Genomic DNA, 26,122 nt, shown 5'->3' with positions numbered 1-26,122 from the left:
CGCACTTCAGTCGTCGGCGGCCTGCGTCTGGCCCTGCATGGCCTGCGCGGCGTGCTGCACGGCGCGCACGATGTTGTGGTAGCCGGTGCAGCGGCAGTAGTTGCCTTCCAGGTGGTGGCGGATGACCTCTTCGCTGGGGTTGGGGTTGTGCCGGAGCAGCTCAGCGGCGCTCATGATCATGCCGGGCGTGCAGAAGCCGCACTGCAGGCCGTGCTCCTCCCAGAAGCCGGTCTGCAGGGGGTGCAGCGCGCCGGGGGCGCCCATGCCCTCGATGGTGGTGACGTCCTGACCTTCGCACTGCACGGCCAGCAGCGTGCAGCTTTTGACGGCGTCGCCGCCGACATGAACCGTGCAGGCGCCGCACTGGCTGGTGTCGCAGCCGACGTGGGTGCCGGTCAGCCCGAGGTCTTCGCGGAGGAAATGCACGAGGAGCGTCCTGGGCTCCACATCGCGGGTGTATGACTTGCCGTTCACTTTCATCGTGACGTTCATGCGGGCCTCCCACAGCTTGAGGTGGAATGAATCGGGTCCTGGCGGGTGGAAACTGAGTTGTCTGACCGCTTCTATCTAAACACACGAAGGTTGGAAAAGGGTGCGCCCCGCCCCGGCGGGTGCATCCGGCTGCCCGGGGCGGGCGCGTCCAGCGGGCGCACCCGGGCACACTTGACGGCCCTGGGTGCGTGCTAGCCTGACTTCACTGCGCCGTGCCCGATGAAGAGAGAAGGTCAGAGTGACCTTCACGCCGCCCGCCGGGGTCCCGAGGTTCCGCTGGTATGAACGACAGGTTGTCGCTGGAACGACAGAAACTCCTCAGCGCCTGGCACCGCTACGTGGGCCGGCCCTCATCGCCGCCGGTGGAAACCACGGTGAACCGGGAGGTGGCGGCCTCCTGGGCGCGCTCGGCGCTGACCGTGTCACCGGAACGGGTCAGTGCGCCGGTGCTGAGTGAGCGTGACGTGCGGCACGCCTGGGAGGACAGCGCGCTGGAGTACGGCGTGCGCGGCCTGCGGCCGGAGCTGCGCCGCCTGGCCGAGGAGGCCGACCTGATCGTGGCGGTCGGAAATGCAGACGGCACGCTGCTGTGGACGGAAGGCAGCGAGCGGATGACGCACCTGGCCCGCACCGTGAATTTCGTGCCGGGCGGGCAGTGGGGCGAGGGCACCGTGGGCACGAACGCCCTGGCGCTGGCCCTGCGCACCCGGCAGCCGGTGCGGGTGTTCAGCGCGGAGCATTACGTGCAGACCGTGCACGACTGGGTGTGCTACTCGAGCCCCATCCGCGACCCTGGCACAGGCGCCCTGCTGGGCGTGCTGGACATCAGCACCACCTGGGAACACAGCACGCCGCTGGGCCTGACGAGCGCCCGGCACTACGCCGCGCAGATCGAGCAGGCGATTCAGGGACGACAGGCGCCGCCAGCGGGGCTGAGCCTGCGGGTGTGCGGCGCGCCGCTTGTGACCTTCGGCGGGCGTCAGGTGCACCTGACGCCCCGCCAGCATGAACTGCTGTGCGTTCTGGCCATGCACCCGGGCGGCCTGACCCTGGACGCCCTGCACGCCCACGTGTACGGGGACCAGCCGATCACGCTCAGCACCCTGAAGTCCGAGGTGAGTACCCTGCGGACCCTGCTGGGGGGGCATATTGCGTCCCGCCCGTACCGGCTGAGCGTGCCGGTGCAGCTGGACGCGCTGCGGATCGAGGAGCTGCTGCTCGCGGGCCGGGTCAGCGCAGCGGCGGATCTGTACGACGGGCCGCTGCTGCCGCACTCAGCGTCACCGCTGCTGTCGTACTGGCGTGACTACCTGGACGGCGCGGTGCGCGAAGCGGTGTGCAGGCTGGGTGACCCGGACCTGCTGTGGCGGTACGCTTCCCGCTTCGACGACCCCGGCTGCCTGGAGGTGCTGGAGCGCCTCCTGCCGGAGGGAGATCACCGCGGGCCGGTCGTCCGGGCCCGGCGTGCCGCGCTGGACGCGTCCTTCTGACCCGCCCCGCTTCGGCCGGAATGATGGCGCCGTCGGTGGCGCTGGTCCTTCTGGCCGGCGCGGTGGTGCTGAGCATGGCGCCGTGGTTCAGCGCGGCGGCGGTGGCGCCTCACCTGCGGGCCGCGTGGCACCTGAGCGTCTCGCAGGCAGCGGCGCTGACCCTGGCCGTGCAGCTGGGCTTCGTGCTGGGCGCGGTGCTCAGCGCCGGGCTGAATCTCGCGGACCGGCGGTCGGCGCGGAGCCTGATGGCGACCGGTGCGCTACTGGCAGCCGCTGCGAACGCGGCGCTGCTGCTGGCGCCTGGGCTGGGGGCGGCGCTGCTGGCCCGGGCGGCGGTGGGGGCGGCCCTGGCGCTGGTGTACCCGGTGGCGCTGAAGGTCATGAGTACGTACTTCACGCGGGGGCGCGGCCTGGCACTGGGCGTCATGGTGGGGGCGCTGACGCTCGGGTCGGCGTCCCCGCATCTGGTGAATGCCCTGGGCGGCGCGAACTGGCGCGCAGTGATCCTGGTGACGAGCCTGCTGGCGGCGGCGGGGGGCGCGCTGGCACTGCTGGTCCCGGCCGGTCCGGGGGCAGTGGGGAGCCCGCCGTTCCGGCCGGCGCAGGCGTGGCGGGGCCTCACGGCGCGGGGCCCGGCGCTGACGACGCTGGGGTACCTGGGGCACATGTGGGAGCTGTACGCGATGTGGACGTGGTTTGCGCTGTTCTACAGCGGCGTTCTTGAAGGCCACGTGCGGGACGTCGGACGCGGCGCGGCCCTGGCGACATTCAGCGTGGTGGGGCTGGGCGCGCTGGGCTGCGTGGTGGGCGGCGTGCTGGGGGACCGGTGGGGCCGCACGCGCCTGACGGAGCTGGCGATGTGGCTCTCGGGGGGAAGTGCGCTGCTGCTGGCCGGACTGCTGCTGGCCGGCTGGGGGTCGCCGGGGGTGGTCTGGGCGGTCAGCCTGGTGTGGGGGTTCTGGATCATTGCGGATTCGGCGCAGTTCAGCACGATCCTCAGTGAGATTGCGCCGGGCGCCTACGTCGGGACAGCATTGACCGCGCAACTGGCGCTGGGCTTCATGCTGACGGCGCTGAGTATTGCGCTGGTACCTGCCCTTCTGCCCGTGGTGGGGTGGGCCGGGGTGTTTGCCGTGTGGGCGGTGGGGCCGGTGTTGGGGGCGCTGGCGATGCGGGCGCTGCGCGGCAGTCCGGACGCCGCGCGGATCGCAGGGGGACGCGGCTGAGGTGACTTGGGAGCTGTTGATGAGTGCCAGAGTCTCCTGCTGATCTGCATAAGCGTGTGCCTTTTCACGGGTTGATTTGGTGTAACATGTACACTGTTGCCGTGTGGAAGCCGAGGGCTTCCGGCGGTGTTTACGGTCTCGTGGGCGCCTACCCTCAGGACTCGTGAATTCGTTCACAGGAGAAAGACATGAAGACCCTCATCCTTGGTGCTGGTTACTCCGGCCTTGCTGTCGCCACCAAAATGAAGCCTGCCCCCGACCTTGAAGCCCTGATGGTGGAACAGAACGCCTACCACACCTTCGAGACCCGCCTGCACGAAGCGGCGGCACACAACACCCCGGTCACGCTGCCCCTTGCGCCGCTGCTGCGCGGAACCGGTGTGAACCTCGAACAGGCCCAGGTCGAGAACGTCAACCTCGACGACAAGGAAGTCAAGCTCAAAGATGGCCGCGTCCTCACCTACGACGTGCTCGTCGTGGGCCTCGGGAGCGTCACGAACTTCTACCGCATCCCCGGCCTCGCCGAGAACGCCAGCGAACTCAAACAGCTCAGTGACGCCGACGAGATCTTCACCTTCGTCAACCGCGCCTTCACCACCGAGTACCAGGGCAACCGTGACATTGTTGTCGGCGGCGCCGGTCTGACCGGCGTGGAACTCGTCACTGAACTCGCGCAGCGCGCCCAGCTGCTCAGCAAGGAACGCGGCCTGCCTCCCTTCAATATCTACCTCGTTGAAGCCGGACCCAAGATTCTGCCCATCCTCGACGACAGCCTGCGCGGCAAAGCCCAGAAGACCCTCGAGGAGTACGGCATTCACATCCTCGTGGGCCACCGCCTGATGCAGGCCACAGCCGACAGCGTCACCGTGCAGACGGCCGACGGCGAACAGAAGGTCATCAGTGCCGGCAAGATCATCTGGACCGGCGGCATCCAGGCCCGCGACATCGTGACCGGCACCCACCTGGAAAAAGGCCCCGGCGGCCGCATCGCCGTGGACGACAAACTGCGCGCCAAAGGCTACCCCGACGTGTTCGTGATCGGCGACATGGGCCTCGCCCTGAACCAGGAAGGCAAACCCGTGCCCACCACCGCGCAGCACGCCGGGCAGCAGGGACGCCTGACGGGCAAGAACATCATGCGCCTCGTGCGCGGCGAGGAACTCGACTCCTACGAGCCCACCACGCTGGGTGAGTTCGTCAGCCTGGGCGGCCTGATGGCGGTCGGCTGGATGAAACTCCCCTGGAACCAGAAGCTCGCCATCACCGGTGGCATCGCCCACGTGATGAAGCGCGCCAGTGAATGGCGCTGGCGCCTCAGCATCGACTGAGCCCCGCTGTTCCAACACCCGGCCCCGGAGGCCGGGTGTTTTTACGTCCGGCCCTGACCAGTGAAAGTGGCCTACCGCGCCGCACCCGCGGTCACCCGCGCTGCTGATGCCCTCTACACTCCGGAAGATGCGCGCCCCCGCCACCCTCCTGCTGTTCGCCCTGCTGCCCGCCGCCCTGTCATCGTGCAGCGGCCTGTTTGAACGGCACAACCAGAACCGTGCGCTGCAACTTCAGCACGACAACGCCCTGTATTTCCGGCGCAAGTGCGTGGAGGCCCTGGAACGGGCCCGGGCGGTCAGCGCCACGCAGACCCTCCCCAGAGCGCTGGGCGGCCAGCCGTGCACGTCTCCCCTGCTCGGCGATTACGCCGTTGGTCAGGAACTTGCGGCCACCGTCAAAGGCAGTGTGATCCTTCTGGACGCCACCCGTCTGAGCGACTACCAGGTCACCGTGACCGGCCTGAACGGCCAGTCCTACCAGTACGTTGACCGCGGCGACGCGGACGCCGCGGCTGAACAGGCGGGCACCTTCACGGAAACTGCTCCGGACGTCACCCGCGATGACGGCGAAACGGCCACGAGCAGCGTGGACGAACAGACGCCCTGACACGTGAAGTGCTCAGCGGCCCGCCTCACCCCTGGCGCCGCCCACCCACTCCTCCAGCAGGTACTGCAGGCGCGTCTGGGCGTTTTCCTGGCTCCCGTACACGCTGCGCAGCAGTGGTCCGCCCGGCGCGAACGCCAGCCAGTGCGGGGTGCCCTCCGTGTGCCAGTACCGGGCGAATTCACCACGCAGGTCCAGCGCAACCGGGAACGGCAGCTTCGCGTAAGTGCGCGCGAACCTGACCAGCGTGGGCTCCACGTCCTCACGCGCCAGCAGCCGATGACCGAAACTGGTGTGCACCCCCAACAGCTGCACCTGCTCCCCGAACTCCGCGTGCAGGCGTTTCAGGAACGGAATGCCGCGCGACACGCAGCCCGGGCACTCTAGGTTGAAGGTCATCACCAGCCCCGGCCGGATCCACCCGCTGGGCGGCGGCACAGGCAGACCATGAACAAAATCACCGGACTCAGGCCACTCCATACCTGAAGGGTACCTTCCCGGCCGGACGCGGGCGCGCCGCTCAGCTGGGCTTCCACCGAAATAGCAGTCAGCACAAACCACTCCGGCGGGTGCGGGAGACTGATGACGGCGGTGCCCTCAAGGCTCCTGGCAACAGGACAGGAAGGTTGCGCCTGCACCTCCCTCAAGTGAGGACGCAGCAGACCCGCGCAGGCCGGTAGACGGGCCTCGAGAAGCGGACCGTCCTTTCCTCCAGGCCACGGAGCAGGCCATGTGCCTGTGAGGGAGGGACACCTCGCCTCTGGTCGCGCTTCACTGCCAGTTCACGGAGTACCCTGGCTCGTGAAGCGGAGAAGGTGCCCACGCATGAGCCCGGCAGCACGGCCAACCCTGGGTGTGACGCTTTCCTGGTCAGGCCGAGGGCCGGCGTGGGGTGGAGCGGCCCATCAGCCAGACCGGTCGTCAAGCCGGGCGGGGCCGGCTGAATGCACCGGTGGTGCGGCCGCTGTGCGGGCAGAGCAGCGATCCGGCCAGCGGACTGCGGCGCCTTGACGCCCCGGTCACCGGCGCAGCGAACTGGAGGGTTTACGGCTGGGCGTGGGCTTCTGCCCAGGCGGTCACGGCGGCGCTCTGGTACGCGGCGAGGCCGGGACAGGCGCGGTCGATGTTCCGTGTGAAGCGGTCGTCCGTGACCCACATGCGGGCCAGTTCGCGCATCATGCTGGGCGAGGCGTCGTAGTACGCGCGGCGGATGTGCGCGTGGTGCTGGGCTGCGACCGCCTGAGCCGGCGCACCTGTGGCGGGCTCACCAGCGTTCATGAGGGCCAGATACGCCTGCGTGATCCGGTCCATCTCCGCGCGGATACCTTCCCAGTCGGCCCGGGTGTAGCGCGCAGTGCGGTGGGCACTCTGGCGGTAGGCGTCCGTGCCTCCCCAGCGTTCCCGGGTTTCGTCCTCGTACTGCGCCGGGTCGAACCCGTCAAAGACAGCTTTCACGTCTTCGTTCGTCATCATGTCTCCTTCGTCCTGGCCGTTCAGGACGGTCAGCCGGGCCTGCACCTGCCTCAGGGTGCGTTGGGTGCGTCGCAGCGCTTCTTGCAGCGCGGCCGCGTGGGTGCGCAGCGTCTCGCGTTCCACGTCGGGGGGCGCGCTGAGGAGGCGGGCGACCTCCGCGAGGGGCAGGCCGACGGCGCGCCACGTGAGAATGCGCCGCAGCTGCGTGAGGTCCCGGGGGGTGTACAGGCGGTAGTTGCCTTCGCTGCGCTCAGTGGGGCGCAGCAGCCCGATCTCGTCGTAGTGGTGCAGGGTCCGCACGCTCACGCCCGTGAGGTGCGCCACGTCACCGACCGTCCAGCGGGGTTCGTTGTGGTCGCTCAGGGCTCACCTCCTTCCTGACTGGCAGCGTAGGGCCTCACGCCACGTGAGGGTCAAGTGCCGCTCCTGCCTGCACCGCCCTGGGCCTTGTCGCCCGTCCAGGCGGCTGGACGACGTGGCTTCAGGGGGCGGCCGGGCGTGACAGACTGCCGCCCATGTCGGATGTTTCTGCGTTCTGGCCCGCGTTCGGGCGGGGATTCCGCGTGATGCTGCCCCTGTGGCCGGGGATGGTGCCGTTCGCGGTGGCGTACGCGGTGACCGCCCGCGCCGGTGGTCTGAGTGTCTGGGAGACGTGCCTGATGAGCCTCACGGTGTTTGCGGGGGCCAGTCAGTTCGCGGCGGCCGGGCAGTTCGTGGCAGGCGGCCTGCCGGGCGTGGCGGGCGCGCTGGCGCTGGTGGGCACGACGTTCGTGCTGAACGCCAGGCACATGCTGTACGGGCTGAGTCTGTCCCGGCAGTTGCCGCTGGGCGGGTGGCGGCGGCTGGTGGGCGCCCAGTTTCTCACGGATGAGGCGTACGGCATGGTGATCGTGGCCGGGCCGCGCGACCCGGGCGGGCTGGGGGTCGCGTTCCTGCTGGGGGCCGAGCTGAGTCTGTACCTGGTGTGGAACGCAGCCACGCTGCTGGGGTCGCTGGCTGGGGCGGTGCTGCCGGACCCGGCGGTGCTGGGCGTCGGCGTGATCTTCCCACTGGCGTTCCTGGGGCTGCTCGTGCCGCTGCTGGACAACCGGGTGAGCGTGCTGGTGGCCGTGACCTCCGGGCTGGGCGCGTGGGAGTTGGGGCGGGTGCTGCCCGGGGGGGTGGTGGTGCTGCTGGCCGGGGTCAGCGGGGCGCTGCTGGGCGCGTGGCTGGTCACGCGGCGTGCCGGGGCGCAGGGGCGGGCGTGAGCGGCTGGCTGGTCATTCTGCTGATGTGGGCGGTGACGTATCCGGTGCGGCTGCTGGGCCTGAGCCTGGGGCGGCTGGACCTGCCGCCGTTCTGGCTGGCCTTTCTGAAGTTCGTGCCGGTCAGTGTGTTCGCGGCGCTGGTGATGCCGGACGTGCTGGGCAGCCCGGAGTGGCCGCGCCGGCTGGTGGCCGCCGGGGTGGGGGGCGCGCTGATGTGGCGGACCCGGAATCTCGGGCTGGGTATCCTGGGGGGCTTCGCTGCGTACTGGGCGGCGCGCCTGCTGGGCGTGTGACAGTGCCCGACAGGCAGGCGTGTGAGGCGCGCGGCGGTGGGGGCGCGTGCGGGCGCGCTATGCTGGACAACGCATGACGGGTCAGGTGGGCAGGGTCAGGGTCATTGATGGCAAGTACGAGGTACTGCGTGAACTCGCCGTGCAGGGGCCAGTGACGCTCTCGGAAGTCCGCGCGGCGGAGGGCGTGACCCGGCAGGTGGCGTGGTTCACGGTGAATACGCCTGCCGACCGGCAGGCCTTTCATGCGTACCGCACGGCCCTGCGGGCGCTGAGTCCGGCGGGCCTGACGGACGTTGTGGCCCGCCCCGGCGCGTTCTACGCGGTGTGGCAGCCGGTCGCCGGCCAGCCGCTGGAGGCAGCCCTGGCGCAGAAGGTCAAGTCGCAGGAACTCGTCGAGAACGTGCAGCGGCTCACGGCAGCGCTCGCGGAGCAGGGATACGCGCTGGAAGACGCGCAGGTGGTCGTGGACGCCACAGAGCCGCGTGTGGCGTACCTGACACCCCTGCCGGAAGCGCGCACGCCGGAGGATATCGCGGTCCGCAACGCACGCACGCTCGCGCCCCTGAAGGGCGGCCGCGTGAAGAAACGGCGGGAGCCGGGCGCCTGGCTGACGTTCGTGCCGGGCCTGCTGCTGCTGGGCGGCGCCGTGTACCTGGGCGCGCAGGCTGCGCAGATCTACCTGAATCCGCCTGTTCGGCCGGTGGTGACCGTGACCGGGCAGACCGCGAAGCAGGCGGCAAAGGCCCTGACGGACGCCGGGTTCCGCGTGGAGTACTCCGAAGGGCAGGCGGCCGGCCGGCCGATCGGATCGATCATCCGGCAGGATCCGGAGGGCGGCACCACCCTGCCTGTGGGCCGGCTGGTGACCCTGACGGTCAACAACCCCCCCGCCATTGAGGTGCCGCGCCTGGAGGAGATGACGCCCGCGCAGGCGCGCGACGCGCTGAAAGGCAGCGCGATGAGCGTGGGCAAGGTCGTGAAGGTGGACGGCACCCTGACCGGCACCGCCGAGGGCCGGATCGTGGCGCAGTTGCCGGAGGCCGGCTCGAACGCGCAGCAGGGTCAGGCGGTGCAGCTGATGGTCAGCAGTGGCGTGTCGGGCAGGAAAACATGGCTGCCCATCCTGACTGGCTTCACGTACGATCAGGCGCTGCAGTACGCGCGGGCGGCAGGCCTGGTGGTGACCAGTGTGGCCCGGCAGCCCAGCGACAAGAAGGAAGGCACGGTACTGGAGCAGACGCCCGCGCCGTTTGTGCTGGTTGAGGTGGGCAGCCCCGTGAAACTCACGGTGGCCGCGGCCCGCTACAGTGCCCCCAGTCGCCCTGCCGGCGCGCTGCCTGTGCCTCCACCCCCGGAGCCGGACCCCGAGCCGGAGCCCGCCGAGACGGCCCCCACGGACACCAGTGCGGGCACGGCGGAGACGGGCGCGGCGACGCCGGGCACCCAGGGCACGACGGGCGCGGAAATTCCGCCCACGCCGTCCGTGCCCGCACCCACGGACGCCCGTGGGGTCAGCCTGAACTACACGTTCCCCACCGACCTGCCTGAAGGCACGTACACCCTGGCGGTGCGTGACGACAACGGCGAGCGCGCCCTGGAACTCAACGCGGACGCCGCGTCCCTTGCGGGTCAGGCCGTGAGCACCACCGTGACTGTGCAGGGCGAGGCCGTGTTCATCATCCGGCGCGACGGGCAAGATTTCGCGCTGGTGACCCCCTGAGCCGGCCGTGATCTACCTCGACTACGCAGCCACGCACCCCATGACGCCCGAAGCGCTCGGCGCGTACGCGGCCGCCGCGGCGCTGCCCGGCAATCCGGCCAGTGTGCACGCCGCCGGGCAGGCCGCGCGCGAACGCCTGGAGGACGGGCGGGCGCAGGTGGCGGCCGCGTTCGGTGTGGATCCGCGCACCCTGATTGCCAACGGTGGCGGCACCGAAGGGGACAATCACGTGCTGATGGGGGTCACCCGCGCCTGGCAGGACCGGCACGGCCGTCCCGGGCACCTGATCATCACGCCCACTGAGCACTCTGCGGTTCTGGCGCCCGCCCGGGCCCTGGCCGCTCAGGGCTGGGACGTGACCTTCCTTACCCCGGACCGCTGCGGCCGCTACGACCCGGCGGAACTGCAGGGGGCGCTGCGGGAGGAGACGGCGCTGGTGTCCATCCATCACGCCAACAATGAGCTGGGGACTGTTCAGCCGACGGCGGCGCTCGCGGCGCTGGCCGCGGCGAGGGGCGTGCCGTACCACACGGACGCCGTGCAGGCGCCCGGGGTGCTGCCCGTGAACCTGTCCGCGTGGGGCGTGACGTTCGCCACGTTCAGCGCGCACAAGTGGGGCGGGCCGCGCGGGGTGGGCTTTCTGTTCGTGCGGCGCGGCGCGGTTCTTGCGCCGGTCACGTTGGGTGGCGGTCAGGAGGGGGGCGTGCGACCCGGCACGCAGGACACCGCCGGTGTGTATGCGGCGGGCGTGGCCCTGACGCACGCGGAGGCGCAGCGGGACGCCACGCACGCGCACCTGGGTGTTCTGCGTGACCGCTTCATGGCGGGCGCCGCGACCATCCCGGATCTGCGGATCAACCATGCGCCGGACGGCAGTCCCAAGGTGGTCAGCGTGACGGTGCCCGGCGCGGACGGTGAGGCGCTGCTGATGAACCTGGACATGCTGGGCGTGGCGGCCAGCGCGGGCAGCGCGTGTTCCGCTGGCACCATGCAGCCCAGTCACGTCCTGACGGCCATCGGGCTGAACGAGGCGGACGCCCGCGCGACACTGCGTTTCAGTTTCGGGGCGGCCACGACCCTTGCCGAGGTGGACACGGCCGTGCAGGCGCTTGCGCAGGCCGCACAGTGGAGCCGCGCCTGAGCGGCTCACCTGCTCCTGGCACGTCAGGCGCGTCACTGCCCTGAAGCCCGCCCAGAGCGGGCGCCTCAGATCACTGCACCTGGCTCCCCCCATCCGGTTTCTGGCGTTCCCCCCATGATCCTCAGCGGACGGTGGGTGGAACGTTCCGGTCTTCGAACACGGCGGTCTGCAGACCGGGAAAGGCGGCGCGCAGCTCACGGGCGAGGGCATGCAGCCCCCAGAGTTCGGTGCGCCGGTGACCCAGCGCGACGATCCCCATCCCGTGCTGCCGCGCGGCCGGCACGGCGGAAGGCCGGAGCTGGCCGGTCAGATATGCCGTGACGCCCAGCCCGGCGGTCTGCACGATGAGGGCCGGGGTCATGGCGTTCATGAGTGCCACGTACGGCAGGCCCGGCGGGCCGGGTGGAATGGAGGCGTCCTCACCCCCCAGTTCGGCGTGCAGGGCGTCGCGCAGGCCTTCCCAGGTGCGCTGTGGGGGGCGGGCGCTCAGGCCCACCACGCGGCCTTCCCACGTGATCTCGGTCAGGTCCTGCCAGGAGAGGCGGCGGGCGAGCCGGACGTTCGGGCCGGTGGTGAGGTGCCGGTCGAAGCCGTCGTGCGCGCCCAGGAGACCCAGGCCGGGCCAGCGGTCGCCGGCGTGCCGGGAGCGGTGCAGGAACAGGGCGTCGGCGTTCAGGACGTCGGGGGCGTCGGCAGGTTCAAGGGCCAGGGCCAGCCGGGTCACCCCGGGCGGCCCGGCCCGTTTGACCGGTGCGGCCTCCTGAAGTTCGGCGTAGAGCCACGCCGCGAGCTGGTCGAGCGTTGCGGCACTCACGGTCCGGCCGTCCCGGCGCGGGGGCCGGCCGGCCGGGCCGGGCCGCTGTGCGGCGTCACTGGCCGTGGGGTGCAGGTCATGGGTTCAGGGTAAGGGACGCGGCCCACTCCGTGACCGGGAGCGGGCCGCGTCCGGCGGGGCTTACTCGAACTGCGCGAGGACGTTCTGCAGGCGTTCTCTCTGGGTGCTGAAGTCCGCCACGCGGCGGCGTTCTTCGTCGATCACCTCGGCCGGGGCGCGGGCCACGAACCCTTCGTTGTTCAGTTTGCCCTGCGCCTGCTTGATCTGCTTGTCGAATTCTGCGAGGCGTTTTTTCTGCTTGCCGAGCCAGTCGGCAAGGTCCACGGTGCCTTCCAGCGGGGCGCGGATGGTGACGCCCTGCTCCACGAGGCTCAGGGTGCGGCCGTCCAGGGTGGGCGTGAGGGTCACGCGGGCGATGCTTTCCACCACGCGGGCGTTGTCGTGCACGGTGGGGGCGAGGTCGCCTTCCACCGCCACGTTCAGGCGGTCCTGGGGGCTGAGGCCCAGTTCGTTCTTCAGGCTGCGGGCGGCGGCCACGGCGGCGCGCAGCGCGTCGAAGGCGCGGGTGGCTTCCGCGTCGTGAAGCGCGGCGTCCGTCTGGGGCCAGGAGTGCACGGCAAGCTGGCGGCGGTGGCCGAGCGCGGCGTACAGTTCACTGGTCACAAACGGCATGAAGGGGTGAAGCATCTTCAGGATGTGTTCCAGGGTGGCCTTCAGCGTGACGAGCGTGGCGAGTTTCCCTTCGCTCAGCGCAGGTTTGGCCGCCTCGATGTACCAGTCGCAGAATTCATCCCAGGTGAACGAGTACAGGGTGCGGATCGCGGCGCCGATGTCGAGTGCATCGAGTTGAGCGGTGGCTTCGGCCGTCACGGCATTCAGGCGGGACAGGATCCAGCGGTCGGCGAGGCTCAGGTCGGTGCGGGCGCGGACGGCGCGGATCGCGTCGCGGCTGCGGACGGGTTCGCCGGCCGTGTCGTCCAGGGCGCTCTGCACGTACCGGATGAGTTCCACGTCGGCTTCACTTCCGGTGGTCTGCAGGTTCGGGAGGGCTTCGCCCAGGCGCAGCATGGCGAACCGGGCGGCGTTCCAGAGTTTGTTCGCGAAGTTGCGGCCCTGCTCGAAACGGCGCGGGTCGTGCTTGATGTCCTGCCCGCCGGTCGAGAGGTAACTGAACGCGAAGCGGCTGGCGTCCACCCCGTACTGGTCGAAGAGTTCCAGCGGGTCGATGCCGTTGCCTTTACTCTTGGACATCTTCTGACCCTTGCTGTCCAGGTACAGGCCGTGCAGCATGACGGTGCTGAAAGGCGCCCGCCCGGTCAGGCCGTAGGCGGCCATCTGCATGCGCGCCACCCAGAAGAACAGGATGTCGTAGCCGGTCACGAGCACCTGCGTGGGGTAGAACTTGCGGAAGTCCTCACTGTCCGTGTCGGGCCACCCGAGTGTGCTGAACGGCCAGAGGTTGCTGGAGAACCACGTGTCGAACACGTCCGCATCCCGCCGGAGGTTCAGGTGCGCGTAGCGGGGGTCCTGGTCGCAGTCCAGGTCAGGGTTCTCGGGGTCGGGCACGTACAGGTTGCCCTGCTCGTCGTACCACGCGGGAATCTGGTGACCCCACCACAGCTGCCGGGAGATGTTCCAGTCGCGGATGTTCTCCAGCCAGTCCCGGTTCACCTTGGCGTACCGGTCGGGCACGAGTTTCATCTCGCCCTGATCAAGTCCGCCGAGCACCTGGTCAGCGAAGGGTTTCATGCGCACGAACCACTGCTCGCTCACGATCGGCTCGACCGGCACCTTGGTGCGTTCGCTCAGGCCGATGGCGGTGTCGTGATCCTTCTCCTCCAGCAGGTCACCGGTCTCGGTCAGGGCCTTCACGACAACCTTGCGGGCCGTGAAACGCTCCAGGCCACGGAAGGCTTCGGGCACCAGGTCGCCGGTGCTCAGGTTGCCGTTCAGGTCGATCACGCTGGGGCGCGGCAGACCGTGCCGCTCGCCGATCTCGAAATCGGTGGGGTCGTGGGCGGGCGTGATCTTCAGTGCGCCCACCCCGAAGTCCATTTCGACGGCAGTGTCCGCAATGATGGGCACGAAGCGGTCCGTGAGCGGAATGCGGGCTTCCTGGCCGATCAGGTGTGCGAAGCGGGGGTCTTTTGGGTGCACGGCGATCGCCTGGTCCGCGAAGATCGTTTCGGGCCGCACGGTGGCGATGCGGATCTCACCGGCGTCGCCGTTGCTGGCCGCGGCGCCGGGATCACGCAGTTTGTACGACAGGGTGTACATCTTGCCCTTGCGGACCTCACGGTCGATTTCCAGTTCAGACAGGGTGGTCTGGCTGGCCGGGTCCCAGTTCACGATGCGTTCGCCGCGGTACGCCAGCCCGTCGTGGTACAGCTTCACGAACTGGTGACGCACGGCGCGGGAGAGGCCCTCGTCCATGGTGAACCGCTCGCGAGTCCAGTCGGCACTGACCCCCAGGCGCGCGAGCTGGTTGAGGATGATCCCGCCGGACTCGGCCTTCCATGCCCACACGTGATCCAGAAACTTTTCACGGCCCAGGTCATGGCGGCTCACGCCCTGCTCGCGCAGTTGCCGTTCCACAACCACCTGCGTGCTGATCCCGGCGTGGTCCATGCCAGGCAGGTACAGCGCCTCGAACCCCGCCATGCGCTTGTAGCGGATGAGGGTGTCGATCAGCGTGTTGTCCAGCGCGTGACCCAGGTGCAGGTTGCCGGTCACGTTGGGCGGCGGAATTACGATGGTGAACGGTTCACGGCCGCTGGTGGCGTCCGCGCGGAAGGGTTCATTGCGCCACTTGGCGGCCCACTGCGGCTCGACGGCTTTCGGGTCGAACTGCCTGGCGAGGGCGGCTGCGTCGTTCTCGGGGGTGAGGTCGGGCGTGTGGGGGTCAGTCATGCGGGGTCTTCTCCTTGAGCAGGGCGTGCAGGTGAGGGAGGGCGGCGTCCATCTCCCAGTCCAGACCAGGAGCGTGAAGGGGCGCCCAGCGGAACCGGAAGAGATGCCGCTGCTCGGCCACGTGATCCCAGGTGCCGGGCAGTGGGGTGCGGGCGTGAAACATGAACGCGTGGCAGACCTGGCGCGTGAACCGGTGGGGCAGCGCCGCCTCCCACAGGTAGGAGGTGACGTGCGTGGGGGCGGTGAGGTTCAGGCCCGTCTCCTCGCGCAGTTCCCGGACGGCGGCCTGCGCGGAGGTCTCGCCGGGCTCCACGCCGCCGGCAGCCACCTGCACGCCGGCCTGACCTGCGGGAACGTGCTCGAAGACGAGCAGCTGGCCGGGCCGCGTGACGAGGCACAGGGCTTTTTCCCGGAGGCCGCGCATGGCCGCGTCGAGTCTGGCGTGGTCCTGAGTGTCATAGAACGTGATCAAGGGTTCACCTCCCGCCCGGCGCAACGAGAAACGTCTCGTCCGCCGGAGCACTGCCGGATGCGGACGAGACGCCTGGAAGGTCCCGTGGTACCACCGCTCTTCCCTCCTGACTGGAGGGCACTCTGTGCGCTGTGGCGGGCGCACCCGGACGGGTCTACTGCCACCCCTGGGGGCGGGTTCTTCCGTCGTGCTCGCGGGGGACGTTCTCCGGGGGCCAGCCGCGCGGACTCTCAGTCTCGGTCTGCGCTTCCTGTGGAGGCCTGCCCGGGTACTCTTCCCGGTCACTGCATCCGGGAGTGTACGCGTCTGCCGGGGCAAGTTTCAATTGGCCGGACAGCGGATGCCCTCATGCGTGGCGATGCTGAGCCTGCAGCGCGTCAGGTCAGGAGGGCAGGGTGTGCGCCTGAAGCGCCCGGCCTGGGACCTTCCGTCCGGTCAGGCTGGGTGGTGCAGGCCGTTCAGGACAGCCGCCGTGCGCCTCTCCCCTCCTGATCCGGAGGCGCCGGGGGGGTGCCGTTCCTGCCAGACCCTGCAGTCGCTCAGGCCGCCGCTTCACGGGGGGCCTGCATCAGTGTGGGTTGCCTCTGGCTGTTCCAGTCTCTACACACTGGGCTCGGCAGCCGGCGGGTCAAGGCGTTCGTAGCGGTACAGCAGGGGCTTTTTCAGCAGGCCGCGCGGCACGGTGACGGTCGCGCTGCGGTAGGGCACCCCGGTGACGGCTGCGCCGGGGGCAAACAGTTGCGTGTCCTCGCTCACGCGGGCGGCGCGCTCACCGACATCAAGTGGGCCGTCCACGCGGGACAGCACGTCGTAGGGGTGTTCGATCAGCACGGTGAGCCGCACGGGCTGCCCGGTCAGGCTGCGCAGGGGATTGGCCGCGCTGGCAAACGGCGCGCGGACCTCCTGCGCCTGCCGTTCACGGGTCACCTTGACGCTCAGGCCGTACTCGCCGACCGGGAAGATCAGGTCGCGGATGAGCGTCACGCCGTCACCCTCCGCGCCCCGGAAGGCGCTGAGCAGCGCGTCGCGGCGGTTACGCAGCAGGGCGACGGGGGTCAGTGAGGCGCGGTCCAGCGGAAATTCCCCGCGGCTGAGGAAACGCTCGGCATGCCGCAGCGTGTCTTCACGGGTGCGGAAGGTGCGGTGCAGGACGTTCTGCACCGGTGTCCACTGGCCTGCGGAGTCCCGTTCGAGCCAGTCCGCCCACAATTCGAAGTGGTCCTGGAAGCGCCAGGAGGGGTGGGGTTGCGTGGGGGTGGCACGCGCCAGTGCGTCACGAGTGGCGGCGTCGCGGCCCAGGTCCTCCCGGACCGGCTGGGCATCATGGGCTCTGGACGTACGGGTGATCGCGCTCATGGGTCCTCCGGTACCGTTCATCATGCCTGACGGGCAGGGGCATATGTGCGGGCGGTGCAGAGGGAACGCTTAGCTGACCGTGGTCAGCTGATCTCAATAAGGCCGGCGAGCAGGAACGGCCGCAGGGTTTCGAGGGTGGCGCGGGGCGGCGCGGGGGTGCGTTCAAGCAGCGTCCGGATGTTCCCGCTGTCGGCCAGGAGGTTCAGCACGCGGTACTGCGCGCGGGTGACGGGCTGCGCTTCGGTCCATTTGCTGGTGAACCGCAGGCGCCGGGTCCAGTCGGGAAAAGTCCGCAGCAGGGGCGCCCAGGCGTTGCTGTCGTCGATCAGGCGGTGCAGGGCCGCGTCGCGGCGCAGGTTCATGGTGCGGTTGGGCACAGGCTGATCCACTTCAAAGGTGAAGATGCCCCCGTCGAGGCTCGCCATGAACTGCAGGGCGTGCTCGCCCCGCAGACGGCCGGCTTCGGCGTGGGTGATCTCGCCGCGTTCCAGCCACAGCTGGCCGCCGCGCACGTGGTCCACGGTGAGGCGCCCGGCGCGGCCGCTGGTCAGGAACATCTGCATGACGGACAGGAAAGGGAACACTGCCAGATCTCCGCGTACCATAGATGGCCTCAGTGTAGTGTCCTGCCGCAGGGGGACGTGAGAGGCGTGTCGGGGGTGACCGGCGGCCCCCTGGGGGGGGTGAGCTGCACTTCAGCCTCCCTGGCGCCGCAGGTCCCGCTGGGCTCTCATGAGTTTCGCATGGGTGTGACGTGCCAACATCAGCGCATGAGTAACGAGCGGGGAGAAGCACTGAACACGCTGCTGTCGCTGTGCGCGGCCGACGCGCTCGGCGCGCCGACGGAATTCCGGACGCCGGAGGCGGTTGCTGCGCGGTTCGGGTCAACCTTCCGGGCGTACCAGCCGGGCAGCGTGTTCGGGTTTGCGCCGGGCGAAGCGACGGATGACAGCCAGATGGTTGTGGCGACCCTTCAGGGCGTGGCCGGGGGTGACGGGCACGCGGGGGTGCTGGCGGCGTTCCGGGCGTGGCTGGCCGCCGCGCCCCCCGACGTGGGCGGGCTCACGAGGCAGGCGCTGCGGATCACGTTCACGGAACCCGAACGGCTGGACGGCGGCGCCCTGGCGTGGGCACGCGGCGGTTTTGACGGCGCCGGGAACGGTGGGCTGATGCGCGTGGCAGCGGCGTGGCTGCTGGGGTTCCGGGGCGAGGTCCTGGCGCGCGAGTCGGCGGTGCTGACCGCACTGACCCACGCGGACCCGAGGTGCGTGCTGGCGTCGGTCTTTCTCACGGCGTTCATGGAGGAACTGGCGTTCGGGCGGCCGTACGCTGCGGCGGCAGAAGCGGCGCTGGTCGTCACGGAACGGTTCGATGCCCGCGGCGCGCTGATCGAAGCCGGTGTGCTGGGTCTGGCCACGCAGGACGCCCACCGGGCGTTCCGGGGCCGGGAGCGCGAAGCGCGGGCGCAGGTGCGCGCCCGGGTCCGTTCCGGCCTGGACGGCCTGATCACGTCGCAGAGCGGCTTCGTGCTGGATACGCTGGAGGCGGCCGTCGCGCACGCCCGCCGTGAGCACTGGTTCGCGTGCGTGGAGCCGGCGGTGCTGCGCGGGGACGACAGTGACACGGTGGCGTGCGTGGTGGGGGCCCTGGTCGGCGCGCGTGGTTTTCCAGTACCGGCGGAGCTGCTGCCCGGGTTGCGGCTGGGGCACGCGTGGCCCGGCTGGGAGCGTGAGTGGCCGTGCGGTGCGCACCTGCCGGAACTGCTGGGTGCGGCGCGCGCCCGGGTCGCCTGAGGCTGCACACGGGCGCGCGCGTGGTGTATACTCCGAGGGTTGCCCGCTACGCACATTCCCGGACACTGGGGAGCAGACGTGGCGGAGGAGGCACCCATGAAGAAAGACATTCACCCCAAAGTCGTTCCTTGCAAGATCATCTACCAGGGTCAGGTTGTCATGGAGACCCTGAGCACCAAACCCGAAATTCACGTGGATGTCTGGAGCGGCGTGCACCCCTTCTGGACCGGGGAGGAGCGCTTCGTGGACACCGAGGGCCGCGTTGACAAGTTCAACAAGCGCTTCGGTGACAGCTACCGCAACAAGAAGAAATAAGCCGGCCCTGCCGCGCCCACCCCGCCCTCCAGGCGGGGTGGTTGTTTTGTGCGCCCCGCCCCGCGCCTGAGTTCTGCGATACTCCCGGGCGTGTTGAAGTCTCCCTACCACGGCGGTCACCTGGAGGTCATCGTCGGGCCCATGTTCAGCGGCAAGAGTGAGGAGCTGATCCGCCGGGTCACGCGGGCGGTGATTGCCCGGCAGCGCGTCCAGGTGTTCAAGCCGGCGCTCGACAACCGGTACCACGAGACGGCGGTGGCGAGCCACGCGGGACGCACCGTGCAGGCCCTGGCGGTCCGCGGGGCGCAGGACATCCGCACGCACCTGAGCGGCGACACCCCGCTGCTGAGCACCCGCGGGGACAGCCTGCCGGACGTAGTCGGGATCGATGAGGTGCAGTTCCTGGACGCCGCGGTCATTCCACTGGCGCTGGAACTCGCGGACGCCGGGGTGCGTGTGATTCTGGCGGGCCTGGACCTGGATTTCCGTGCCGAGCCGTTCGGCTTCATGCCGGCGCTGCTGGCCCGCGCGGAGAGCGTGGAAAAACTCACGGCGATCTGCACGGTGTGCGGCGCGCCGGCCACCCGGTCGCAGCGGCTGATCGGGGGACAGCCTGCCCGGTTCGATGATCCGGTGGTGCTGGTGGGGGCGCTGGAGAGTTATGAAGCGCGCTGCCGGGTGCATCATGAGGTGCACCACTGACCCGCCAGTGAGGGTGGTCCACCCGACCGGCCGTACGGTCAGGGGGTATAGTTGAGGGGCTTTGCTGACCCCCTGACTTCCTGCGCTGACCGCGTTTCTTCCTGGTGTCCTGCTTGAAAAGCCTGCCAACGCCCTCCCTGAACGCCGATCCTGCCCTGTGGCAGGCGCGGCAGCGTCGCATGTTCACGTGGCTCGTGGTTCTGGGGGTGGCGGCGTGCACGGTGGCGCTGGCATCACAGCTGCCGCACCTGGACCCGCTGGACGCGTGGGCCCTGCCGGTCCTGGTGGGGGTGCTGCTGCTGCTTCAGGGGCTGCTGCTGTGGGGCCGCGTCACAATTCAGACTGCGGTGCGGGTGACGTTCATGGCCACGGCCGCCTACCTGCTGATGGCGCTCGGGCATCAGTTCTCGGTGCTGCGTCCGACGTCGGAAGCGCTGATGGAGAACACGTACTGGTTTGCCGTGATCTACGTCTCGGCCTTCCTGGTGTATGAACCGCGCGAAGCGACGCGCGCTGCTGGGGCCGTGCTGGTCCTAGCGGCGCTGCTGTGCACGTATCACATGCTGTTCACCGTGCCGCCGGAAGCCCGCGCGCACCTCGTAGGTCCGTGCGCGCAGTTCCTGCTGATGGGCGCGGTCCTGACCGTCATGCAGGGCACGCTGGGCGTGCAGCGCGCGCAACTGCAGGCGGCGCACGCCGCGGCCTTCACCGACGCGCTGACCGGGCTGGCCAACCGGCGGGCGGCGGAGGAGCGCCTGGCGCAGCTCACGCGGATGCAGGAAACGTTCACCCTGATTCTCTTTGACCTAGATCACTTCAAACGCGTGAACGACATGCACGGGCACGCCATGGGCGACCTGGTGCTGCGGGGCGTGGCGCAGATCACGCAGCGGCACCTGCCGCCCGGCAGTCTTGCGGCCCGCTGGGGCGGAGAGGAATTCCTGCTGATCCTGCCGGAACAGCGCGACAAGCACCTGCGGCCCATGCTGGATCAGCTGCGCGCCGAACTGCGCCATCACCGGTACGGCACGGTGAACGGCGTCACGGCGTGCTTCGGCGTGGCGACCGCCACTGCCGGAGAGGACCCGGAGACCGTGGTGCAGCGCGCGGATCTCGCGATGTACCGCGTGAAGGAGCAGGGGCGCAATGACGTGCACCTCGCGGACCTGCGGCGCACCCAGATCGGGTAGGCGGCGGGAAGCGGCGGCGCGTTCTGGCCGCTCTGCACTATCATGGGCGGCATGGCGTATACCATTCTCGTCGCAGACGACGAACCGGCCATCCGGACCATGCTGGAGGTCATTCTGTCGGCAGACGGGCACGAAATTGTGGCTGTTCCGGATGGCAAGCAGGCGCTGGACTACCTGCGGGAGCACACGCCGGACGCAATGCTGCTGGACGTAAAAATGCCTCACATGGACGGGTTCGAGATCTGCTCACGGGTCAAGCGCATCAAACGGCTGCGCGACAGCCCGGTGCTGCTGCTGACCGGCTTCGACGACGACCAGACACGCGATCACGCGAAACTGGTCGGCGCGGACGACATTGTGTACAAGCCGCTGTCCGGCAAGAACCTGCGCGGGCGCGTGAACCAGCTGATTGAGGCGCGGCGGCGTTGAACACTCAATCCTTCTGCGGGTGGACGCTGTGATCTACATCGTCCGTTTTCTGAAATTCCTGACGTCGTTCATCCTGGCGACCCTCGTGGCGGGCCTGGGCGTGGCGGCCACGTACGCCGTGAAGTGGGGACGTGAACTTCCGGACTACCGGGAACTGGATAACCTGACCCGGTCGCTGGGCTCGGAGACACGCATCTTCGCGCGGGACAACACCCCGCTGGGCGCGCTGATTCCCAGGGTGGGCGACCAGGCGATCAGCCGCACCATCGTGACGCTGGACGAGATCACGCCCTTCATGACGGCCGCGCTGATCAGCAACGAGGACCGCCGGTTCTTCGAGCATTACGGCCTGGACCCCTACGGCCTGGGCCGGCAGGTGCAGCGTGTGGCCCGAGGGGACAGCGTGCAGGGTGGCAGTACCCTCACCAACCAGCTGGTGAAGAACACGTTGCTGCTCGACGAGTACCAGCAGGCCCGCACCCCGGACCGCAAGTTCAAGGAATGGATCCTGAGCGTGCAGGTCGAGCGGTCGTTCACGAAATCCGAGATCCTGCAGAACTACCTCAATACCATCTACTGGGGTGACGGCGGACCCGTGGAACTGTACGGCATCTACTCGGCGGCGCAGGCGTACTTCCGGACCACCCCGAAGAACCTGACCCTGGCGCAGAGTGCGTACCTGACGACCCTGGTGCCGAACGCCGGCCGGTACTTCCGCTACCAGGAGGTGCGGCCCCTGATGCGCGTGCTGCTGACCCGCATGGTCGAGGACGGCTGGATCACGCAGGCGCAGATGGACGCCGCGTGGCGGGAGAAACTCCAGCCGCGCGGCTGGAGAATCTCGTACGACGCCAGCGGCAACGTCACCCGGGCGGACCTGGTGGACGAGACGCAGAAGGAACTCAAGGCGGTCGTCACCACCCGCGCGCCGCACTTCACGCGGCAGGTGGAGCAGGAACTCGTGCGCCGCTTCGGGCGGGACGCGGTGTACGGCTCCGGCGGCCTGCGCGTGTACACCACGCTGGACCCCAAGGTGCAGACGGCGGTGGAAACGGCCAGCCGTGAAGCCAGCGGGCTGCCGCCGGGCGCCACGTTGGGCGCGACCATCATCAACCCCTACACCGGGGAGGTGCTGGGCATGATCGGCCAGAAGCTGCGGGGCACTGAACCCCCGGCGGACTGGAACAACGCCGCGCAGGGTCAGCGTCAGATCGGTTCGACCATCAAGCCGCTGCTGTACACCACGGCGCTGTCCACCGGACTGGACCAGACGCACCGTGAGGAGGACCGGCCGGTGTCGTTTCCCTGCACAGGCTGCAAAAACGGCGTGTACGAACCGAAGAACTTCGAGGGTGCCACCACCTACCGCGACATGACCATCCGTGAGGCGCTGGACCGCTCCCTGAACCTCGTCACGGTGCGCCTTGCTGACCGGATTGGCCTGCAGACCTTCTTCGGGAAGATCCGGCAGCTGGACCTGCAGACGAACGACGGGACCGGCCTGGCTGCGGCCCTGGGCGCCGTGGAAACCACCCCGGTGAAGATGGCGGCGGCGTACGCGCCTTTTGTGAACGGCGGCCTGTACCGCGAGCCGCGCTATATCACCCGTGTAACCGACGCACGCGGCGCGGTTCTCTACGACGTGAACAGTGAACCTCTGCGGCCCCGGCGGGTCTGGACGCCGCAGATCGCGTGGCTGGGCCTGGACATGATCCGCGGCGTCGTGAATGACCTGAGTGAACGGCAGGGTGGCCTGGCCAGCCGCGCGAAGTTCGGGGAGTGGCCTGTGGCCGGGAAGACCGGAACGAGTAACGGTCCGAAGGACTTCTGGTTCGTGGGCACCACGCCGCTGTACACCGGCGCCGTGTGGGTCGGCAGGCAGCAGGGGGGCGAGATGCCCACCTACTACTACTCCGGGTACGTGAACGCACCGATCTGGCGGCGCATGATGGAACTCGCGCATGAGGGTCAGGTGATGCGGCAGTTCAGCGAACCGCCCGGCATTCAGTACGTGGACGCCCCGGACCAGCAGTTCCTGCCCGAGGTGAAGGTGGCGGTGCTGGACCGCAACTACCGCGACGCCGCGAATACAGACGTCCAGTCGGACGCGCCGCCGCCCGTGCAGTACCGCGAAACCACGTTCCGGCCTGCGGACGACCCGGACACGCTGATGGTCAGCCTGGACCGCACGACCAACCGCCTGGCCACGGAGTTCACGCCGCCCGAGAACATTGTGCAGCGCCGCGTGCAGCTGGAAGATCTGCCGGGCTACGCCCCGGACGAGTCGCCGGTGCCGCTGAAGGACGAGACGCCGGACCCGGCCGCCCTGAAAGCCGCGCGTGGCCAGAGCGGCGCCGCGCAGGGCGTGCCGGCTCCCGCCACGCGCTGAGTTCCCCAGCGCCGGACCTCTTGACCTCCGCTTCGGCGGAGGTTTTCCTGTGAGGTACCGCTTCTCACTGGGACGTCATGCAGCGTGCGCTGCGGGCGGGCATGATGGCGGGCATGACTTTCCTGCGCCGCGCACCGCTGCTGACCCTGCTCCTGACCCTGGGCGTCTCCACGGCGCAGGCGCGGGTGCGCCTGGGGGAACTGCTTCCCCAGCACCCCTGGGCGGCCGCGGCGCAGGAGGTGGTGGTGGTGTACAGCCATGACTGCGGGGACCTGGGGGAGTTGTGGCAGGCGGTGCTCGCGGCGGGCCTGCCCGTGCGGGCCGTGAATGCCGAAGGCGTTCCCTCCCCTGCGCCGGCGGGCGTGCAGGCCTGGGGGGGCAGGACGCCACGACCTTCGCGCGCCGCCTGCGGGTGGGGGCGTACCCGACCGTGCTGCTCGTTCAGGACGGCCGGATCATGAACGCCTGGGAGGGAACGTTCACCGGACAGTGGCCGGAGGGCCGGGCAGCGGCCGGCGGGACAGGCGGCCTGAGGGGCGCCCGCTAGACTGCCGGGCATGATGCACCTTTCGCCTGTTTCGTTCCTGCACCGGTGCGGGCCTGGGGCGCAACCGCCCCGCCAGCAACGCCGTTCATGCCTGCTGTGGTGGCGTGCCGTTCCGGGTGGGGCGGGCAGGGCCGCGTGACCGTGGCGTCTCCCAACCTGACTGTGGCGTTCTTGGCGGGGCTGGTGTCCTTCCTGAGCCCGTGCGTGCTGCCGCTGGTGCCCAGTTACCTGGGCGTGCTGGGCGGAGAGCGGCGGCCCTGGTCGCGGGCGCTGGGGTTCATTCTGGGGTTCGGGCTGGTGTTCATTGCCCTGGGGGCCACGGCCAGCAGCCTGGGCGCGCTGATCGCGCCGCACAAGGCTCTGCTGGGACAGGTGTCGGCCGTCCTGATTCTGTTTTTCGGCCTGGTGATGCTGGGCCTGATCCGCCTGCCGTTCCTGATGCGCGACACGCGCGCCCTGGCGAACGCCGGTGGGTACGGTCCGGTGGCCCTGGGCGCCGCGTTTGCCTTCGGGTGGAGTCCGTGCCTGGGGCCCACGCTGGGCAGCGTGTTGAGCCTCGCGGCCAGCAGCGCCAGTCTGGGCAGCGGAGTGACGCTGCTCGCCGCGTACACGCTGGGCCTGAGCGTGCCGTTCCTGCTGGCCGCCGCGCTGTGGCACCGCGTGAATCTGCGCCGCCTGAACCGCTACGCAGGAACCTTCGAGAAGGTGGGTGGGGCGCTGCTGGTCGTGGTGGGCCTGATGATGCTGACCGGTCAGTTCACGCGCCTGGCAACGTTCTTTTTTGGCATCATGCCCGAGTGGCTGAGGCTGTGAGCGCGCCGGTGTTCGCCGTGCAGCTGCGGGACGTGTGGCTGCGGCTGGGGCGCGAGGTGGTGCTGCGCGGCGTGACGCTGGACCTCCCGGGCGGGCAGGGCGCCACCCTCCTCGGAGAGAATGGGGCCGGGAAGACGACGCTCCTGAGGTTACTGAGTGCCGGGCTGAGACCCGCACGCGGCGAGGGCCGGGTCCTGGGGTTTGACCTGCGCGACGGCCGCGCCGTGCGCGACGCTGTGCACCTGATGCCTGTGGACGGCGGTCTGTACCCGGACCTGACCTGCGAGGAGAACCTGCAGTTCGCGCTGCGCATGCATGGGCAGCCGGGCGACGTGCCCGGCGCGCTGCGGCGCGTGGGGCTGGACGCCGCTGCAGCGCGCCGGGCGCGTTTCCTGTCGGCCGGGATGCGCAAGCGGCTGGCGCTGGCGCGGGCCCACCTGCTCGCCCGGCCCGTCACGCTGGTGGACGAGCCGTTCGCGAATCTGGATGACGCCGGCCGCGCGCTCGTGCAGGACCTGCTGGGGGAACTCCGGGCGCAGGGCTGCGCGCTGGTGATCGCCGCACACGAGCCGGCCCTGGCCCGGGCTGTTGCCCCCCGAACCCTGCGCCTGGCGGGCGGCCAGTTGCGCGAGGAGTCGGCGTGACCGAGGCCGTGCGGCTCAGTCTGACGGTCGCGGCCAAGGACCTGCGCGTGTCCGGGCGCACCCGTGACACGCTGCTTGCCACCTCATTCTTTGCGGGGCTGGTGCTGCTGGTGCTGGGGCTGGCCCTCAGCGGCAGCGGGCGCAGCAGCACGCAGACCGCCGCCCTGGCCGCCGGGTCGGTCTGGACGGCGCTCGCGCTGGCCGCCGCCGTGGGGGCGCAGCGGGCGTTCGCGCAGGAGCAGGAAGCGGGCGCGCTGGAGCAGTTGCTGGCGTACCCGGGACCGCATGGCGCGCTGTACCTGGGCAAACTGCTGGGCGTGCTGCCGCCCCTGCTGCTGGTCGCGGCCCTGACCGTCCCGACCGGTCTGGTGCTGTTCGGGGCGGTCGGGGCAAGTTGTGTCGGGGCGTGCCCGCCGCCCACGCCGTGGGCAGGGCTGGCGCTGACCACCCTCCTGGGCGTGCTGGGCTTCGCGGCGGGCACGACCTTCTACGGCAGTATCACCGTGAACCTGCGGGCGCGTGAAGCGCTGCTGCCCGCCCTGGCGTTCCCGATTCTGGTGCCAGCCGTCATTGCGACCGTCAAGGCCACGGCGCTGCTGCTCGCCGAAGGCTGGGGGCCGGAGGTAAGCACGTGGCTGACGTTCCTCACGGCGTTTGACCTGGGCACCGTGATCCTGGCGACCCTGCTGTTCCCCGCAGCGGTTGAAGGGTAG

26 protein-coding genes are annotated in these 26,122 nt (G+C 69.7%); 18 read left to right on the top strand and 8 right to left on the bottom strand.

Annotated elements, in window-relative coordinates; all coding sequences use genetic code 11:
- Positions 1-6: 6 nt before the first annotated feature.
- Positions 7-492 carry a (2Fe-2S)-binding protein gene (locus LAJ19_RS04470; protein WP_225477105.1) on the bottom strand — a complete coding sequence of 162 codons (486 nt, stop codon included), beginning with the start codon at positions 490-492 and terminating at the stop codon, positions 7-9.
- Between the two features lie 281 nt (positions 493-773).
- Between LAJ19_RS04470 and LAJ19_RS04465 the strand changes: the two genes are divergently transcribed.
- The 4 genes from LAJ19_RS04465 to LAJ19_RS04450 all read left to right on the top strand — a co-directional run bounded on the left by LAJ19_RS04465 (position 774) and on the right by LAJ19_RS04450 (position 5,143).
- A complete protein-coding gene (locus LAJ19_RS04465) occupies positions 774-1,982 on the top strand; it encodes a GAF domain-containing protein (protein WP_225477104.1) in 1,209 nt (402 codons plus the stop codon).
- A 35-nt stretch (positions 1,983-2,017) separates the two neighbouring features.
- Positions 2,018-3,208 carry an MFS transporter gene (locus tag LAJ19_RS04460; RefSeq protein ID WP_225477103.1) on the top strand — a complete coding sequence of 397 codons (1,191 nt, stop codon included), beginning with the start codon at positions 2,018-2,020 and terminating at the stop codon, positions 3,206-3,208.
- A 188-nt stretch (positions 3,209-3,396) separates the two neighbouring features.
- Complete coding sequence (locus LAJ19_RS04455) at positions 3,397-4,536, top strand: NAD(P)/FAD-dependent oxidoreductase (protein ID WP_225477102.1); 1,140 nt, start codon at positions 3,397-3,399, stop codon at positions 4,534-4,536.
- A 127-nt stretch (positions 4,537-4,663) separates the two neighbouring features.
- Positions 4,664-5,143, top strand: coding sequence for a hypothetical protein (locus tag LAJ19_RS04450; protein WP_225477101.1), 480 nt, complete (start codon positions 4,664-4,666; stop codon positions 5,141-5,143).
- Between the two features lie 12 nt (positions 5,144-5,155).
- On the opposite strand, the gene LAJ19_RS04445 is transcribed toward LAJ19_RS04450, so the two are convergent.
- On the bottom strand, positions 5,156-5,620 hold the full coding sequence (locus LAJ19_RS04445) for a peroxiredoxin family protein (RefSeq protein WP_225477100.1): 465 nt from the start codon (positions 5,618-5,620) through the stop codon (positions 5,156-5,158).
- Positions 5,621-6,184: 564 nt separating this feature from the next.
- On the bottom strand, positions 6,185-6,937 hold the full coding sequence (locus tag LAJ19_RS04440; RefSeq protein ID WP_225477099.1) for a MerR family transcriptional regulator: 753 nt from the start codon (positions 6,935-6,937) through the stop codon (positions 6,185-6,187).
- Between the two features lie 191 nt (positions 6,938-7,128).
- Here LAJ19_RS04440 and LAJ19_RS04435 point away from each other — a divergent pair, with 191 nt between their 5' ends.
- The 4 genes from LAJ19_RS04435 to LAJ19_RS04420 all read left to right on the top strand — a co-directional run bounded on the left by LAJ19_RS04435 (position 7,129) and on the right by LAJ19_RS04420 (position 11,014).
- Entirely contained in the window at positions 7,129-7,860 is a 732-nt protein-coding gene (locus LAJ19_RS04435) for an AzlC family ABC transporter permease (protein ID WP_225477098.1), read from the top strand.
- Positions 7,857-8,153, top strand: coding sequence for an AzlD domain-containing protein (locus tag LAJ19_RS04430; RefSeq protein WP_225477097.1), 297 nt, complete (start codon positions 7,857-7,859; stop codon positions 8,151-8,153). Before LAJ19_RS04435 ends, LAJ19_RS04430 begins: the two co-directional genes overlap by 4 nt.
- 73 nt (positions 8,154-8,226) lie before the next feature.
- Positions 8,227-9,873, top strand: a complete 1,647-nt coding sequence (locus LAJ19_RS04425) for a PASTA domain-containing protein (protein ID WP_225477096.1) — start codon at positions 8,227-8,229, stop codon at positions 9,871-9,873.
- Positions 9,874-9,880: 7 nt separating this feature from the next.
- On the top strand, positions 9,881-11,014 hold the full coding sequence (locus tag LAJ19_RS04420; protein ID WP_225477095.1) for a cysteine desulfurase family protein: 1,134 nt from the start codon (positions 9,881-9,883) through the stop codon (positions 11,012-11,014).
- 121 nt (positions 11,015-11,135) lie between these two features.
- Here LAJ19_RS04420 and LAJ19_RS04415 read toward each other — a convergent pair whose 3' ends face one another.
- The 5 genes from LAJ19_RS04415 to LAJ19_RS04395 all read right to left on the bottom strand — a co-directional run bounded on the left by LAJ19_RS04415 (position 11,136) and on the right by LAJ19_RS04395 (position 17,192).
- Entirely contained in the window at positions 11,136-11,828 is a 693-nt protein-coding gene (locus LAJ19_RS04415) for a Nif3-like dinuclear metal center hexameric protein (RefSeq protein ID WP_225477094.1), read from the bottom strand.
- A 141-nt stretch (positions 11,829-11,969) separates the two neighbouring features.
- The gene (locus LAJ19_RS04410; RefSeq protein ID WP_225477093.1) at positions 11,970-14,759 is read right to left on the bottom strand and encodes a valine--tRNA ligase; all 2,790 of its coding nucleotides are present in this window, start codon (positions 14,757-14,759) and stop codon (positions 11,970-11,972) included.
- Complete coding sequence (locus LAJ19_RS04405; protein WP_225477092.1) at positions 14,752-15,231, bottom strand: NUDIX domain-containing protein; 480 nt, start codon at positions 15,229-15,231, stop codon at positions 14,752-14,754. The genes LAJ19_RS04410 and LAJ19_RS04405 overlap by 8 nt, the downstream gene beginning before the upstream one ends.
- A gap of 600 nt (positions 15,232-15,831) precedes the next feature.
- Entirely contained in the window at positions 15,832-16,587 is a 756-nt protein-coding gene (locus LAJ19_RS04400; RefSeq protein ID WP_225477091.1) for a hypothetical protein, read from the bottom strand.
- A gap of 83 nt (positions 16,588-16,670) precedes the next feature.
- Positions 16,671-17,192 (bottom strand): DUF4388 domain-containing protein, encoded by a 522-nt coding sequence (locus LAJ19_RS04395; RefSeq protein WP_225477090.1) that lies wholly within the window; start codon positions 17,190-17,192, stop codon positions 16,671-16,673.
- A gap of 165 nt (positions 17,193-17,357) precedes the next feature.
- On the opposite strand from LAJ19_RS04395, the gene LAJ19_RS04390 reads away from it, so the two are divergent.
- From LAJ19_RS04390 to LAJ19_RS04345, 10 genes are all read left to right on the top strand, one after another.
- Entirely contained in the window at positions 17,358-18,380 is a 1,023-nt protein-coding gene (locus LAJ19_RS04390) for an ADP-ribosylglycohydrolase family protein (protein ID WP_225477089.1), read from the top strand.
- A gap of 96 nt (positions 18,381-18,476) precedes the next feature.
- Positions 18,477-18,695 carry a 50S ribosomal protein L31 gene (gene rpmE / locus LAJ19_RS04385; RefSeq protein WP_225477088.1) on the top strand — a complete coding sequence of 73 codons (219 nt, stop codon included), beginning with the start codon at positions 18,477-18,479 and terminating at the stop codon, positions 18,693-18,695.
- A gap of 90 nt (positions 18,696-18,785) precedes the next feature.
- Complete coding sequence (locus LAJ19_RS04380; RefSeq protein ID WP_225477087.1) at positions 18,786-19,397, top strand: thymidine kinase; 612 nt, start codon at positions 18,786-18,788, stop codon at positions 19,395-19,397.
- Between the two features lie 113 nt (positions 19,398-19,510).
- Positions 19,511-20,587, top strand: coding sequence for a GGDEF domain-containing protein (locus tag LAJ19_RS04375; RefSeq protein WP_225477086.1), 1,077 nt, complete (start codon positions 19,511-19,513; stop codon positions 20,585-20,587).
- A gap of 42 nt (positions 20,588-20,629) precedes the next feature.
- Positions 20,630-21,016, top strand: a complete 387-nt coding sequence (locus tag LAJ19_RS04370; RefSeq protein WP_225477085.1) for a response regulator — start codon at positions 20,630-20,632, stop codon at positions 21,014-21,016.
- A gap of 28 nt (positions 21,017-21,044) precedes the next feature.
- Entirely contained in the window at positions 21,045-23,405 is a 2,361-nt protein-coding gene (locus LAJ19_RS04365; RefSeq protein ID WP_225477084.1) for a transglycosylase domain-containing protein, read from the top strand.
- A gap of 77 nt (positions 23,406-23,482) precedes the next feature.
- Entirely contained in the window at positions 23,483-23,866 is a 384-nt protein-coding gene (locus LAJ19_RS04360; RefSeq protein WP_349774827.1) for a hypothetical protein, read from the top strand.
- 173 nt (positions 23,867-24,039) lie between these two features.
- Positions 24,040-24,765 carry a cytochrome c biogenesis CcdA family protein gene (locus tag LAJ19_RS04355; RefSeq protein ID WP_225477083.1) on the top strand — a complete coding sequence of 242 codons (726 nt, stop codon included), beginning with the start codon at positions 24,040-24,042 and terminating at the stop codon, positions 24,763-24,765.
- Positions 24,750-25,409 (top strand): ABC transporter ATP-binding protein, encoded by a 660-nt coding sequence (locus LAJ19_RS04350; RefSeq protein ID WP_225477082.1) that lies wholly within the window; start codon positions 24,750-24,752, stop codon positions 25,407-25,409. Before LAJ19_RS04355 ends, LAJ19_RS04350 begins: the two co-directional genes overlap by 16 nt.
- On the top strand, positions 25,406-26,122 hold the full coding sequence (locus LAJ19_RS04345; RefSeq protein ID WP_225477081.1) for a heme exporter protein CcmB: 717 nt from the start codon (positions 25,406-25,408) through the stop codon (positions 26,120-26,122). The genes LAJ19_RS04350 and LAJ19_RS04345 overlap by 4 nt, the downstream gene beginning before the upstream one ends.

It is taken from the genome of Deinococcus taeanensis, from assembly GCF_020229735.1.
Taxonomy (GTDB): domain Bacteria; phylum Deinococcota; class Deinococci; order Deinococcales; family Deinococcaceae; genus Deinococcus; species Deinococcus taeanensis.
The sequence above is the reverse complement of the archived record's forward strand: the minus strand, read 5'-3'. Positions and strand labels throughout refer to the sequence as shown.

Coding starts and splice junctions, on each gene's coding strand:
- LAJ19_RS04470 (WP_225477105.1), bottom strand. CDS start 492: ATGAACGTCACGATGAAAGTGAACGGCAAGTCATACACCCGCGATGTG.
- LAJ19_RS04465 (WP_225477104.1), top strand. CDS start 774: ATGAACGACAGGTTGTCGCTGGAACGACAGAAACTCCTCAGCGCCTGG.
- LAJ19_RS04455 (WP_225477102.1), top strand. CDS start 3,397: ATGAAGACCCTCATCCTTGGTGCTGGTTACTCCGGCCTTGCTGTCGCC.
- LAJ19_RS04450 (WP_225477101.1), top strand. CDS start 4,664: ATGCGCGCCCCCGCCACCCTCCTGCTGTTCGCCCTGCTGCCCGCCGCC.
- LAJ19_RS04445 (WP_225477100.1), bottom strand. CDS start 5,620: ATGGAGTGGCCTGAGTCCGGTGATTTTGTTCATGGTCTGCCTGTGCCG.
- LAJ19_RS04435 (WP_225477098.1), top strand. CDS start 7,129: ATGTCGGATGTTTCTGCGTTCTGGCCCGCGTTCGGGCGGGGATTCCGC.
- LAJ19_RS04425 (WP_225477096.1), top strand. CDS start 8,227: ATGACGGGTCAGGTGGGCAGGGTCAGGGTCATTGATGGCAAGTACGAG.
- LAJ19_RS04410 (WP_225477093.1), bottom strand. CDS start 14,759: ATGACTGACCCCCACACGCCCGACCTCACCCCCGAGAACGACGCAGCC.
- LAJ19_RS04400 (WP_225477091.1), bottom strand. CDS start 16,587: ATGAGCGCGATCACCCGTACGTCCAGAGCCCATGATGCCCAGCCGGTC.
- LAJ19_RS04395 (WP_225477090.1), bottom strand. CDS start 17,192: ATGGTACGCGGAGATCTGGCAGTGTTCCCTTTCCTGTCCGTCATGCAG.
- LAJ19_RS04390 (WP_225477089.1), top strand. CDS start 17,358: ATGAGTAACGAGCGGGGAGAAGCACTGAACACGCTGCTGTCGCTGTGC.
- rpmE (WP_225477088.1), top strand. CDS start 18,477: ATGAAGAAAGACATTCACCCCAAAGTCGTTCCTTGCAAGATCATCTAC.
- LAJ19_RS04370 (WP_225477085.1), top strand. CDS start 20,630: ATGGGCGGCATGGCGTATACCATTCTCGTCGCAGACGACGAACCGGCC.
- LAJ19_RS04360 (WP_349774827.1), top strand. CDS start 23,483: ATGCAGCGTGCGCTGCGGGCGGGCATGATGGCGGGCATGACTTTCCTG.
- LAJ19_RS04355 (WP_225477083.1), top strand. CDS start 24,040: ATGCCTGCTGTGGTGGCGTGCCGTTCCGGGTGGGGCGGGCAGGGCCGC.